The sequence below is a fragment of the uncultured Shimia sp. genome (assembly GCF_913054185.1).
In the GTDB taxonomy this organism is placed as follows: domain Bacteria; phylum Pseudomonadota; class Alphaproteobacteria; order Rhodobacterales; family Rhodobacteraceae; genus Shimia.
On record NZ_CAJXIV010000007.1, the window covers coordinates 57,091 to 69,112 of the forward strand.

Consider the following 12,022-nt stretch of genomic DNA (forward strand, 5'->3'; position numbering starts at 1 on the left):
GGCCGACCATATGCCTGCGGGTGCGGAAGCTGCAAGAGGGCTGGGCCTCTAAAATTTGCCTCAAAGTAGCCCATTAGCTTTTTCGCAAGGGCTTTCGGCGATTCTCTCTCTTGGGTGAGAAAAGTAGTGGTGAGAAAATGTCTTACGAAAAGATGTCGGGCACCGAGCTCAATTACGAGCCGTGCCAATATGGGGAATCGCGTCTATTGTTTCGCGGACCTAAAAAGGAGCTTGATGCTCCATTTGTTGCCTTTCTTGGGGGGACGGAAACCTATGGCAAATTTGTTCCACAGCCGTTTGTGAACCTGCTGGACGAGGCTCTGCCAATCAACTGTTTGAATTTTGGGTACGTAAATGCGGGCATTGACGCGTTCTTGGCGGAACCGTCTGTGCTGCACAATGCGCAGCAATCTGACGTGACCGTGGTTCAAGTCATGGGTGCGCAGAACATGTCCAACAGGTACTACAAAGTACATCCACGCCGGAACGATCGTTTCATCGGCGCATCAAACATGATGCAAATGGTGTTCAACGAAATTGACTTCAGCGAATTTCATTTTACACGGCACATGCTTGGCACGTTGTGTGCCCGTGCGCCGGATCGGTATGCGATGGTACGGGATGAACTCCGCATGGCGTGGAGCGCTCGCATGAAGCTGTTGCTGAACACAATTGGTGGCAAAATAGCATTGCTGTGGGTTGCGGATCACGCGCCGGAAACAGCCATGGGCACCAGTGGTTTGGGTCCTGACCCATTGTTCGTTGACCGTCTCATGATCGAGGAACTGCGGCCTATGGTTGATGACGTTGTCGAAGTTGTGGTGAGTAAACAGGCGCAGGCTAAAGGGATGGAGGGCATGCAATGTACCGATATGGAACGGGTTGCAGCTCAGCGGATGTTGAATGTTGCGGCTCACCAGGAAACAGCTGACGCCCTCGAAAAGAGCCTGTCCAACTTGATTTGATGTGACGCAATTTACCAAAGAGAAAGGCCCGTCAAAGAGACGGGCCTTTTTGTGTTTGTCTGAAATGCGCGACTTAGCCGAGTTTTTCAGTCAATGCGGGCACAGCCTCAAACAGATCTGCAACCAGCCCGAAGTCGGCCACCTGGAAGATAGGGGCTTCTTCGTCTTTGTTGATCGCGACGATGATCTTAGAGTCTTTCATACCTGCAAGGTGCTGAATGGCGCCGGAGATGCCTACGGCGATGTACAGCTCAGGTGCAACCACCTTGCCGGTCTGGCCAACCTGCCAGTCGTTTGGCGCGTAGCCGGAATCAACTGCCGCACGCGACGCACCAACAGCGGCGCCTAACTTGTCAGCGAGAGCTTCGATGATTTTGAAGTCATCCTCGGAGCCGACACCACGGCCTCCGGAAACAACCACACCAGCGGAGGTCAGTTCCGGGCGATCGCTCGCAGCTACCTTGTCCTCAACCCACTCGGACAGGCCTGGGTTGTCGGCTGCGCCAGTGGTTTCCACGGACGCGGAACCACCTTCACCAGCGGCATCGAACGTCGACGTACGGAAGGTGATGACTTTGGTTGCGTCGGAAGATTTCACAGTCTGGATCGCGTTGCCCGCGTAGATCGGACGCTCGAATGTGTCTGCGTCAACGACTGCAGTCACGTCAGACAGCACCATCACGTCCAAAAGCGCGGCCACGCGTGGCATCACATTTTTGGCGTCTGTGGTCGCAGGTGCCACGATGTGGCTGTAGTTACCTGCTAGGGACACTATCAGGGCCGCTGTTGGCTCTGCCAAGCGGTGGCCCAAAGAGGGATCCTCAGCAACCAGAACTTTGGCCACACCGTCGATTTTGGCAGCGGCTTCGCCTGCCGCGGCGGCGGATGCGCCAGCGGCCAGTACAGTCACGTCACCCAGTGCTTTGGAGGCCGACACAGCTTTGGCAGTGGCGTCCAGCGCCAAAACGCCATTGGTAACTTCTGCGAGAAGAAGAACAGCCATTACACAGCCCCCGCTTCTTTGAGTTTCTCGACCAGCTCGTCTACGGAACCAACAATGATGCCTGCGGCACGCTCAGACGGCTCGGAAGTTTTTACAACTTCCAGTCGCGGGGTGACATCCACGCCGTAATCGGCAGCGGTCTTCTCATCCAGCGGCTTTTTCTTGGCCTTCATGATGTTTGGCAGGGATGCATAGCGCGGCTCGTTGAGGCGCAGATCCACAGTGATGATGGTTGGGGTGTTGACCTTGATGGTCTGCAGGCCACCATCCACTTCGCGGGTCACAACTGCTTTGTCACCGTCGATATCGACCTCAGATGCGAAAGTCGCTTGCGACCAACCCAACAGGGCGGACAACATCTGGCCGGTGGCGTTCATGTCGTTGTCGATTGCCTGTTTGCCACAAAGAACGAGGCCTGGCTGTTCTTCCTCGACAATTTTGGCGAGGATTTTGGCAACGGCCAAAGGCTCAATATCTTGATCAACGCTGTCAGCTGCCACAACTAGGATCGCGCGGTCGGCGCCCATGGCGAGGGCGGTGCGCAGTGTTTCCTGAGCTTGCTTCACGCCGATGGAAACTGCGACGATTTCGTCCGCTTTGCCAGCTTCCTTCAGACGGATGGCCTCTTCAACGGCAATCTCATCAAACGGGTTCATGGACATTTTTACATTGGCGAGATCGACACCTGTGCCGTCCGCTTTCACGCGGACCTTCACGTTGTAGTCAATCACGCGCTTGACAGGTACTAGTACCTTCATGGGCGTAGGACTCCTCAAAGTTTGTCAAAGCCGCCAAAGGCAGCTCATCGGAATGCTCTCACCGCGTTGATATAGTCTCATGCACGGCTGAAACAGAGCAAAATCGTCACGTTTTGGGGCAACGACGTCGCGTATCAGCCTTTTCACGCCACGTTTTTTGCAAGAATGTTTCCGCGGCGCAGAAAAGTTACGTAAGGGAGATTTACGTCAAGCGTTGTGTTGGCGCTAACGACGGCATTCAACCAATCAGCGATTCGCGCCGGGTATCCAAAGAACATCAGACCGGCCGTCATCGTTGGCGACGCGAGCCGCCACAAAGAACCAATCGCTGAGGCGGTTGAGGTAGGTGATTGCGTTTGCGTTGATGTCTTCAGCCTGGGAAAGTTCGACTGACAGACGTTCGGCGCGGCGCGCTACTGTCCGGCAAAAATGTAGGTTTGCGGACAACGCGGAACCTCCTGGCAGGATGAAACTGCGTAGCGGATCAAGTAGTGCGTTCATGGCATCAATTTCAGCTTCAAGCCGTTGAACTTGCGAGGCAACAATGCGCAGTGGTGGAAACTCAGCTTCGGCGTCTTTTGCCATGTCCGGGCGACAAAGGTCTGCCCCCAGATCGAAAAGGTCATTTTGGACGCGGGCAAGGGCGGCATCCATTTCACCTTCAGAGTGGAGACGGGTCACTCCCAAAACGGAGTTCAACTCATCAGTGGTTCCATAAGCCGCTACTCGGGCATCATGTTTGGCAACACGGTTTCCATTACCCAACGCGGTAGTGCCTTTGTCGCCAGTGCGTGTGTAGATTTTGTTGAGAACAACCATTTGCTTAGCCTCCGCTGCGTAGCCAGACAAAACCTACGATCAAAATGACCGCCACAAACTGCGCAATCAAACGCAAGCGCATGATTTTGTTGGCGTGTTTTTTGTTAAACTCGCCACCTTTGGCAAACCCGCCAATGCCGACAAGCAAAATGAACAGGACAACAAGGCATGCTGCAGCAGCAAGCCAGAAAAGGGGATCATTGGCCATAAGGGACTCCGTTTTCAGCGATATTTCGGGTGTAACTTGTCATGGCTCAGAACTGAACCACCTTTGACATGACGTCGCATCAGCCTTTGGCTACCACCCAATCGAGCAACGTTGTCGGAAGTATGCGCCGCAGGCCGTTCATTAAATGGGCCGGGGCGGTGACGCGATAGCGGGCACGAGGACGTGGGGCTTCCAAGGCGTGGACCAGTTTTTTACAAACCGCCTCAGCCGGAAGCTCAAAGGGGTCCAGACCCTCATTCTTTTCAGAGAATCGCTTAACCAATCCTTGTCGGTAATCCTCAGAGTAGGCGGAATTTTCCCAGTCGATCCACTCAAAAAACTGTTGGGCGTTGTTCTTACGCATGTCTGATGTGATTGGACCTGGCTGAATCAAACTCACATGGAGCGGGGTCTCTCGAAGCTCAATGCGGAGGCTGTCAGTTAGCCCTTCAAGCGCGTGCTTGCTCGCGACATAGGCACCGCGATAGCGCATGGCCACATAGCCCAGTACAGATGAATTTTGAACAATACGCCCGTGGCCCTGTGCGCGCATCACCGGGATCACTTGTCGGGTGAGGTCGTGCCACCCAACAACATTGCTTTCCATTAGGTCGCGAAGCGCATCGGTCGGCAGATCCTCCACGGCGCCGGGCATGCCACGTGCACCGTTATTGAACAAGGCGTCCAGAGTGCCACCGGTTGCCTTCAGTACCTCTTGGAGGCCGGAACGGATGCTATCGCTGTCGCGCAGTTCAATCTGAGGGCTGTCAAAACCGTCCTCAATCAGGCGCGCACAATCGTCGGGGCTTCTGCAAGATGCGAACACATGCCATCCTCGAGAGCGTAGGCTATGAGCTGCTGCCAATCCGATGCCAGAGGAGCAGCCGGTAATCAAAACAGATCTTTGTGTCATTTCGTTCCCGTCTGTCCGGCTCTCTTAGTCAGTCGTCAGCTTCGTCTGCGCTGTCGGCGTTCAATTGGCCGTAGTTTTGTGCGCCAATTGCATCGTGTAGTTCAAGCTGCGTTTCAAGGAAGTCGATATGCCCCTGCTCGTCATTGATCAACTCTTCAAAGAGCCCCATTGAGGCAAAATCCCCGGCGTCGGCGCAGTATTTTCGGGCTTCTGTATAGAGCGCTACGGCCTCCATCTCGGCTTCCAGGTCACAGGCCAGGGTTTCACGCACGTTTTCGCCAATGCGCAGTGGATCAAGTGTTTGCAAGTTGGGGTGACCTTCGAGGAAAATGATGCGGTCGATCAGCTTGTCCGCATGCTCCATTTCTTCGATACTCTCTTCGCGCATCTTTTTGGCAAGCTTGCCGTACCCCCAGTCCTTTTGGAGGCGGTAGTGCAGCCAAAACTGGCTTACGGCGGTCAGTTCAACTCGCAGCGCTTTGTTGAGATACTCGATTACCTTTGGATCGCCCTTCATGACCAATACTCCTTCTGGCTTGCTCACTTCGTAATCCACGAAGTTCCGCTGGTACCTCCAGATTAGTATTGGCGCGCATCTTGACAACAAAAAGCTTCATGCAGCCGCCGCATTCCGGCGATTTGCCGAGGGCATGGTAGATTTTTCCAGGAGTGATTATGGCTGCTTCGTCAGCACAACGCATCCAATCAATGGCGGCGTTGATGTCGTGGTCGCTGATCAACTGGCAATGGCACACAATCATAGGCTCGTCCTTGTGGATGAGCTGTTAATTGATCAAATTAGTCGGAAAGTCAATTCCGACAAAAATACTTTAGTTGCTTGCGGTGACATTGGAAGGGGAGAGCATTTTTGCGGCCATCCAACCTATGCGCCCGCTACCCGTGTCACGCAGCTTCACCCAGCCAGAGCCATTTTCACGCAGGATTTCGACCTCGCTGTCACGAGCTAACACCATCAGCACGCTGTAAGATGTGCCAGGCCCACCCCGCATGTTCACGCGGGAGCCGCGCACACGTCGAAAATCTTTTATCTGCTGATTTTCCAGCGCAAGGGTAACCGAGTCTTCAATGGATACGTCTGTTGCAACCGAGTTTATGAGTACTGACGCCCCCGGCGTCGCGAAAGAGTCCAGCCCGGTGGCCAAAGATGCAATGACAACTGGCGCCTCGTTTGGCTGAGCCTCGTTTCCAGCAAACGCAGCGGTTGTTGTCGGTAGAAGCTCAGACGTTGCTGTGGCTTGAGTGACAGCTGGCGTTGTCCTGACTTTGATAATTGGCACAGACAAAGCGGCGCGCGCCACAACCGACGCGTCTTCAATTTGCTGAGGTATATCGTCTTCAGTCACTTGGGCGCGCGATTTGGGTTCAAAATCAGACCCGCCGCTTAGCTCCCAAAAAAACCAACCTAAAAATGCAAGACTTAGAAATACAAACTTGTTCACTATTCAACCCCCAGGAGAATCACCTGTTCACACACCAGTGTCGGCTAACAGGTTCTACGAAAGGTTTACACTGCGGACATCTTATCATGTCGGGGAAAAAATCGCGAGTGTTCCCTCGCATCTGCTTTACCGGCGCACTGTCAAAAGCTATCAGCAGAGTATGACTGATCTGATCGACGATGACCTCCCTTCCCTAAATGTGACCGAGCCGCTGCGGCGTGCAATTGGTGACCGGTACCTGACCTATGCGCTTAGCACGATTATGCACCGTGCTTTGCCAGACGCGCGGGACGGGCTGAAGCCGGTACACCGACGCATTCTCTACGCCATGCGTGAACTAAAGCTGAGCGCAACGGGCGGGTTCCGGAAGTCGGCGAAGATTTCTGGCGACGTGATGGGCAACTACCACCCGCATGGCGACGCGGCAATTTACGACGCAATGGCGCGTTTGGCGCAAGACTTTAATGTGCGTTATCCGCTTGTCGACGGACAAGGCAACTTCGGCAACATCGACGGCGATAACCCTGCGGCGAGTCGGTATACGGAAGCGCGTATGACTTCTGTTGCGGAGGCTCTTCTGGAAGGCCTCAATGAGGATGCTGTTGATTACAGAGAGAATTACGACGGTACCTTGCGGGAGCCAGTGGTTCTGCCTGCAACTTTTCCGAACCTTTTGGCCAATGGGTCGAGCGGCATTGCAGTGGGCATGGCCACCAATATTCCACCCCACAACATCAGCGAGCTGTGTGACGCCTGTTTGCATATGATCAAAACGCCGGAGGTGCGTGAAGACACATTGCTGAATTACGTGCCGGGACCGGATTTTCCCACCGGAGGCGTGATTGTCGAGCCACCAGAAAGCATTGCGCAGGCGTATCGCACGGGGCGCGGATCTTTCCGTCTTCGCTGCAAATGGGAGAAAGAAGACCTTGGGCGCGGGCAGTGGCAGATTGTGGTCACCGAGATTCCGTACCAGGTGCAAAAGTCCAAACTTATTGAGAAGTTGGCGGAAATTATCCAAACCAAGAAAGTGCCGATTCTGGCAGATGTGCGCGATGAATCGGCAGATGACATTCGCGTGATCTTGGAGCCGAAGAGCAAGAACGTTGAGCCGGATGTGCTCATGAACATGCTTTATCGTAGCAGTGATCTGGAGATTCGATTCTCTCTCAATATGAACGTTCTGATTGATGGGGTGACGCCAAAAGTTTGCTCCATGAAGGAAGTTCTGCGGGCATTTTTGGATTTCCGTCGTGAGGTTTTGATCCGGCGGTCCACGCATCGGATGGAGAAGATTGATCACCGGCTGGAAGTGTTGGAAGGCTTCATCATTGCCTTCCTCAATCTGGATCGTGTGATTGATATCATCCGCTATGATGAGGCGCCCAAACAGGCGTTGATGGCGGAGAATTGGGATCTGGATCATCCGCGAGCGCTGGATGAAAAAGACTATAAATCGCCATTGCCGGGGACGGGCGAGACGCAGCTTACAGAGGTGCAGTCTGAGGCCATTCTCAACATGCGCCTGCGCAGCTTGCGGCGTTTGGAAGAGTTGGAACTGGTTCGCGAGCGTGACGCCCTCTTGGAGGAACGCGCTGGAATCGTTGCGCTTCTGGGTAGCGATGACCTGCAATGGCAACGTATTTCCGAGCAGCTTAAAGAGGCCAAGAAGACCTTCGGGAAAGACTACGAAGGTGGCGCGCGGCGCACGGTGTTCTCTGAAGCTGCTGAGGTTGAAGAGGTGCCTATTGAGGCGATGATTGATCGGGAGCCAATCACCATTGTCTGCTCTGAAATGGGGTGGATTCGGGCGATGTCTGGCCACATTGATCTGAAACGCGAGTTGAAGTTCAAAGACGGAGACGGGCCGCGGTTTATCTTCCATGCAGAGACCACGGATCGGCTTTTGATGTTTGGCTCCAACGGGCGGTTCTACACGCTGAGTGCGGCGAATTTGCCGGGCGGGCGTGGCATGGGGGAACCTGTGCGCTTGATTGTTGATTTGCCAAATGACGTTGAAATTGTTGACATTTTTGTCCACAAGCCGGATCGAAAGCTGCTGGTGGCCAGCAGTGCGGGTGACGGGTTTGTGGTGCCGGAGAAAGATGTGATTGCGCAGACACGCACAGGCAAGCAAGTGTTGAACGTCAAAGACGACAACCGTGCGATGATCTGTCATCCGGTGGCGGGCGATCACGTGGCGGTGGTGTCCAAAAACGGCCGTTTCTTGGTGTTCCCAATTGACGAAATGCCAGAGCTTGGGCGCGGAAAAGGTGTGCGAATTCAGAAGTATAACATGGCGCGTGGGCGTCAGGGGACGCTGGAATTGGACGGCGGCTTGTCTGATATCACCACTTTTGCGTGGGAGAACGGCCTGACCTGGTCGATGGGCGGCAGCGGCAAGACGCGGCACGAGCAAGACCTCTCGGATTGGCTTGGCAAACGGGCCGGGGTGGGCAAGAAAGCCCCCTACGGGTTCCCCAAAGACTACAAGTTCGACACATAAATTTCGGGGGCCGTTGCGCCCCCGTTTTTGTGTCAAAACCCAAGTCGGTATTATGTCTGTATCACGGCTGTTTTGCGGAGGTGCGCGCTTCTGGCAAAAAGCGACAGGCGCAACGGGCGACGCGGTTACGTTCCGGAGCGATTCTGCGCGTTTGGGTTGAGCAGACTGGTGAGGCTTGGCAAAAGTCACGTGCCAGAACGTGCTCCGGTGGACGTTCTTTTTTAATGAGGCGCCCGCTATTCTAGGTCTACATCGATCAGTTCTGTGGAGAGTTTGTCGATCAAGCGGGTTAAAATCTCGGCCGCGTCATGGACCATATCGTGACCACTCTCTATTTCCCAGATGGTCCATTTCCGTTGCTCACGCACTTTTTGGGCATATTGCTTGAAGAGGGCAGCTTTGCTGTTTGATCCAAGTACGTAGGCGCCAGGCGTTTTTGGCAGTTCGCCACGCGTCAACCGCAGCGCTGCGTGCGCCGCGGCTATCGAATGCGGGTGAAGATCTTGCCCCGGATAGCGGTTTTCCAAATACGCTGGTGGCAAAAGAATGCCTTGTGCCAGTGCCTTGGGATTGCGGCTTGCCAGTGCCGAACGCTGCCTAGTTTCCTCCGGCAACGCGAAATTTCCCGTCCCGTATGGGGCTACTGCCTCGAGAAAAATTATGGCTGCAATCCTGTCCCGCGCGATATCCCACGCCCCGGTACTGGGGCGCCCTCCGTAGCTGTGGGAGACCAGAACGACGGGACCATCTTGCGCATTGATGGCGGCGACAACTATGGCGATATGATCTTCTAGAGCTGCATCAGCGGGGTTGTCAGCGAGCGTTTGGCCACCTGTGTTCAGATCGACAGCCACCACGGAGTGACCCATCTCGCGTAAACCGTCGGCGATAGGGTCCCAATACCAGCTGCCGACGAATGCCCCATGCACCAAAACAATAGTCGCGGCGATCGCCTGAACTGGCATCAATGTCACAAGTCCTAGAACCAAAACTCTGATGGTCATGTGAAGGTCCTCTTACCTAGATGCAGGCGTCGTCACTGGGAAATTATTGCCGGGCTTTTCCGGAAATGCGGTCATTTGGCCTGTGCGTCACTCCGGCACAATCGGCCGCGCCTGCAACCACACCCCGCCCTCTGGCCGCAATGTCAGGATCATCACTGGCTTGGGTGGCTTGCCTTCCACCAGATCAAATTTAAAGCGCCTTAGCAGAGTGGCGAGCACAATCACCGCCTCCTGAATGGCAAAGCTGGCGCCGATGCAGATGCGGGGGCCGTCACCAAACGGCAGGTAAGCGTAGCGGTCGATGGCTTTTCGATCGGCAAAACGCTCCGGCTTAAACGCGTCGGGGTCGTCCCACAGCAAGCGATTGCGCCCCAGTGCGTAGATTGGGATCATCACGGTGTCACCGGGGCGGATTTCGCGGGCGCACAACATGTCATTGGCTTGCGCTGTTCGGGAGATAATGCCCGCTGGTGGGTAGAGCCGCAGGGTCTCGTCGATGATCTGGCGCACGTAGGTCAGCTCGAGCGCGTGATCGCCGGTGATTGGGCCGTCGTTGCACACCTCTGCAATTTCGGCGCGGGCTTTTTCTTGTACGCCTTGGTCAAAGGCACAGAGATAGAGTGCCCAAGCGAGGGTGAGTGCGGTGGTCTCATGACCCGCTACAATGAAGGTCAATAAGTTGTCGCGCAGCTCCGCGGTGTTCATGGTCTTTTTGGTTTCCGGGTCCACGCCTGCCAGCAGCAGATCAAGCAGGTCCGGCGTGTCTTTGGCGCCGCGGGCCTTGCGGGCTTCGATTGCTGTGTCGGCGACCTTTTTCATGTCGCCCAAGGCGTTGCCGGACATCATGCGCCCTGGACGTGGGACCCAATCGGGCAAGCCCAACATATCCAAGAGAGAGATTTTGCCTGCCTCTCCGATATAGTCGTCGATGGCTTGATGCACTTTGGCACTGTCAAAACTGCCGTCGCCAGAAAAGGTCACCTCGCTGATCACGTCAAAGGTGGTCATCACCATTTCACTCATCATATCAACGGCGTGGGTTTCGGAGGCTGTGATCCGGTCTGCGGCCCGCTCGGCGGCTTGGGCCATGACGGGGGCGAGATTGGCGATGTTGCGGTGGGTGAACACGGGGGCGGCGGCGCGGCGCTGCCAACGCCAATGGGCGCCTTCGGCAATAAACAGGCTGTCGCCGATGGCGGGGCGCAGGATGTTTTTGGTGGCCTTGGATTTGGGATAGTCGTCCACGCGTTCAAGTAGGATGCGGCGGATGGCACCGGGGTCCATCACCATGTGCCAGCGCAATCCCGTGCGCCCGGAGACCATGGGCTGGCGCACGGCCAGTTCCGGTAGAATTGACAGAAGATTGCTGCGCGCGGCTTTGAGGGATCCCAGCAGGCCGAGGGGCTCGGTCGCGAGCGCGGCATGAACCGGCAGGGTCGGGGTGGATTGAGGCATGTCGGGCGCAGGATGAGACATCAGGGTTCTCCTTACGCAACAGGATAGATGAGAGACCTCACCTGACAAAGCCTTTGATTGCGTGGGCAAAGGCAATCCGATATGCACCCCGGTAATTTAAGACGAAGACCGATGGGGAAAAGCCTATGTTCAGACTGATTGCGTGCATCGCGGCGCTGGCCACGCTGGTGTCGTGTACGGCGCCGACCAAAGACGTCACCGACGAAGTGCTGGATCTGGGTGATTTTGTGCTGGGCCACAATATTGTGGTGGCGCCTGACATTCAGAAAGGGCCGCTGTCGCGTGAAGCGGACACGGAAGCCTTTATCGCGAGCATGAAAAACGCCATCGATGCGCGTATGGGCGCGGCCCGTTATGACGGCACGCGGCTGGTGCATTTTGGCGTGAACATCAATGGCTATGCCTTGGCGCAAAAAGGCGTGCCGCTGATCCTGCAACCGAAGTCGGCGATCATCATCACTGTGACCGCTTGGGATGACCGGGCTGGGGGCAAGTTTAATGAGGAGGCCAAGGAGATCTTTGTGTTGGAAAGCTTCACCGGATCTTCGTTGATTGCCTCAAGTGGGTTTTCGATGACCGCGGAAGAACAGATGGCCAATTTGACGTTTAATGCGGCCCGCCAGATCGAAAAATGGATGTCTGAAAACCGGGCTTGTTTGGTGGATGACGTGTCAGCCGCAGACCTCGCTAAGTGTTGGAAAGACAACAAAGACGAGGAAATGCGAAACCGGCTGCAGGAGCATAAAGAGCGTCAGGGTTAAAGCAGACTTGATTTTTTTCGCGCAAGGTCATATGTCGCGCGCGGTAGAGGAAAACGGGTCAATGTGACCCAACCACAATGAGAAGGCGCCCGAGATGGCTAAGGAAAAGTTTGAGCGCAGTAAACCGCACTGCAACATCGGCACCATTG

13 protein-coding genes are annotated in these 12,022 nt (G+C 55.2%); 3 read left to right on the plus strand and 10 right to left on the minus strand.

Annotation, left to right across the window (positions count from 1 at the left end; genetic code table 11):
- Positions 1–137: 137 nt before the first annotated feature.
- Positions 138–965, plus strand: coding sequence for a DUF6473 family protein (locus QZ517_RS02925; protein ID WP_294221809.1), 828 nt, complete (start codon positions 138–140; stop codon positions 963–965).
- Positions 966–1,038: 73 nt separating this feature from the next.
- Here the strand turns inward: QZ517_RS02925 and QZ517_RS02930 are convergent, their stop codons facing one another.
- The 8 genes from QZ517_RS02930 to QZ517_RS02965 all read right to left on the minus strand — a co-directional run bounded on the left by QZ517_RS02930 (position 1,039) and on the right by QZ517_RS02965 (position 6,126).
- Entirely contained in the window at positions 1,039–1,968 is a 930-nt protein-coding gene (locus tag QZ517_RS02930; RefSeq protein ID WP_294221812.1) for an FAD-binding protein, read from the minus strand.
- Positions 1,968–2,726: an electron transfer flavoprotein subunit beta/FixA family protein gene (locus QZ517_RS02935; protein WP_294221814.1), complete on the minus strand. Its 759-nt coding sequence runs from the start codon at positions 2,724–2,726 to the stop codon at positions 1,968–1,970. Before QZ517_RS02935 ends, QZ517_RS02930 begins: the two co-directional genes overlap by 1 nt.
- A 246-nt stretch (positions 2,727–2,972) precedes the next feature.
- Positions 2,973–3,545 (minus strand): cob(I)yrinic acid a,c-diamide adenosyltransferase, encoded by a 573-nt coding sequence (locus tag QZ517_RS02940; protein WP_294221817.1) that lies wholly within the window; start codon positions 3,543–3,545, stop codon positions 2,973–2,975.
- Between the two features lie 4 nt (positions 3,546–3,549).
- The gene (locus QZ517_RS02945; protein ID WP_294221820.1) at positions 3,550–3,753 is read right to left on the minus strand and encodes a twin transmembrane helix small protein; all 204 of its coding nucleotides are present in this window, start codon (positions 3,751–3,753) and stop codon (positions 3,550–3,552) included.
- A 79-nt stretch (positions 3,754–3,832) separates the two neighbouring features.
- Complete coding sequence (locus QZ517_RS02950; RefSeq protein ID WP_294221823.1) at positions 3,833–4,666, minus strand: SDR family NAD(P)-dependent oxidoreductase; 834 nt, start codon at positions 4,664–4,666, stop codon at positions 3,833–3,835.
- A 28-nt stretch (positions 4,667–4,694) separates the two neighbouring features.
- On the minus strand, positions 4,695–5,183 hold the full coding sequence (gene bfr / locus QZ517_RS02955) for a bacterioferritin (protein WP_294221828.1): 489 nt from the start codon (positions 5,181–5,183) through the stop codon (positions 4,695–4,697).
- Positions 5,131–5,427: a (2Fe-2S)-binding protein gene (locus QZ517_RS02960; protein ID WP_294221831.1), complete on the minus strand. Its 297-nt coding sequence runs from the start codon at positions 5,425–5,427 to the stop codon at positions 5,131–5,133. Before QZ517_RS02960 ends, bfr begins: the two co-directional genes overlap by 53 nt.
- Before the next feature lie 69 nt (positions 5,428–5,496).
- A complete protein-coding gene (locus tag QZ517_RS02965) occupies positions 5,497–6,126 on the minus strand; it encodes an SH3 domain-containing protein (RefSeq protein WP_294221834.1) in 630 nt (209 codons plus the stop codon).
- A gap of 160 nt (positions 6,127–6,286) precedes the next feature.
- Here QZ517_RS02965 and QZ517_RS02970 point away from each other — a divergent pair, with 160 nt between their 5' ends.
- Entirely contained in the window at positions 6,287–8,632 is a 2,346-nt protein-coding gene (locus QZ517_RS02970) for a DNA topoisomerase IV subunit A (RefSeq protein ID WP_294221837.1), read from the plus strand.
- A 236-nt stretch (positions 8,633–8,868) separates the two neighbouring features.
- Here QZ517_RS02970 and QZ517_RS02975 read toward each other — a convergent pair whose 3' ends face one another.
- Both QZ517_RS02975 and QZ517_RS02980 read right to left on the minus strand, forming a co-directional pair.
- Positions 8,869–9,636: an alpha/beta hydrolase family protein gene (locus QZ517_RS02975; RefSeq protein WP_294221840.1), complete on the minus strand. Its 768-nt coding sequence runs from the start codon at positions 9,634–9,636 to the stop codon at positions 8,869–8,871.
- A gap of 87 nt (positions 9,637–9,723) precedes the next feature.
- Complete coding sequence (locus tag QZ517_RS02980) at positions 9,724–11,091, minus strand: cytochrome P450 (RefSeq protein ID WP_294221854.1); 1,368 nt, start codon at positions 11,089–11,091, stop codon at positions 9,724–9,726.
- A 146-nt stretch (positions 11,092–11,237) separates the two neighbouring features.
- Here QZ517_RS02980 and QZ517_RS02985 point away from each other — a divergent pair, with 146 nt between their 5' ends.
- The gene (locus QZ517_RS02985; protein WP_294221843.1) at positions 11,238–11,873 is read left to right on the plus strand and encodes a hypothetical protein; all 636 of its coding nucleotides are present in this window, start codon (positions 11,238–11,240) and stop codon (positions 11,871–11,873) included.
- Positions 11,874–12,022 lie beyond the last annotated feature (149 nt).